The organism is Neobacillus sp. FW104-15D2 (assembly GCF_058790155.1).
The window spans coordinates 1-964 of the sequence record NZ_JBYTCJ010000014.1 but is presented as its reverse complement, the minus strand read 5'-3'; the positions used below and the strand labels follow the sequence as shown (position 1 = coordinate 964).

Genomic DNA, 964 nt, shown 5'->3' with positions numbered 1-964 from the left:
AAGTGGATGCGTCGAGACAACTCGCTGCTGTTCACCGAAGCTTCGCTCGTCGCTACACCACGGGACCAATACTGAAGTTTTTTGCTATTTTAAAATAGATATGACCCCTACGGGATTCGAACCCGTGTTACCGCCGTGAAAGGGCGGTGTCTTAACCGCTTGACCAAGGGGCCATGCAAAAAACATGGTGAGCCATGAAGGACTCGAACCTTCGACCCTCTGATTAAAAGTCAGATGCTCTACCAACTGAGCTAATGGCTCTTAATAAAATTTTTGTCTTCCTAAACTTTTAAACCATTCAGATGTTCCGCTTACCTCAAAGACGTAAGCTCCACAACTCGCAGATAATTCATGATGTTGTGCTCGTTGCTCTACCAACTGAGCTAATGGCTCTTATTAAGAGATATTCATTACCTAATCTACTAGTAATATTAGGTTTGTCTGCCAAGTTTTTAACTCTCTCAGCGACGTTTTTTATAATATCATATAAACTTAAAAGGATGCAACCCTTTTTTTAAAAGTTTTTTTAAAAAAGGGTATTCAGAGAAAAAATAGATTACGACGGCAATATACTCTCGGGGTATACAACCAGTTTATTTACTAATTTTTTAAGTTTTAAGATGAAATATGCCCTTTATTCTAGAAATAGTAAAACAGACACCTGGTTTTACCCTAAAATTAACTTTTTTTATAAAAAGAGGGCTAGTTTATAACTACATACCTTCTTCTAACTTCTGAATCCTTTTATGCACGATTCTGTACAAAGAATGCACGATTTCACACAAAGAATGCATGAGTCCACACAAAGAATGCACGCTTCTGCACAAAGAATGCACGATTCCGTACAAGAAATGCACGATTTTGCCCAAAGAATGCACGAATTCACGGATGATGTATAAAAGTATGTGTAAGCAAAAAAGTAGACAAAAAAAATAAGACAAAGTACTCTCGGTTTGTCCAGAAC

2 tRNA genes are annotated in these 964 nt (G+C 37.7%); both read right to left on the bottom strand.

The annotated features are described in order from the left end of the window. Positions 1-101: 101 nt before the first annotated feature. Positions 102-173 (bottom strand) — tRNA-Glu (locus AC3WR0_RS12525). 12 nt (positions 174-185) lie between these two features. Further along, a tRNA-Lys gene (locus AC3WR0_RS12520) sits at positions 186-261 on the bottom strand. Positions 262-964 lie beyond the last annotated feature (703 nt).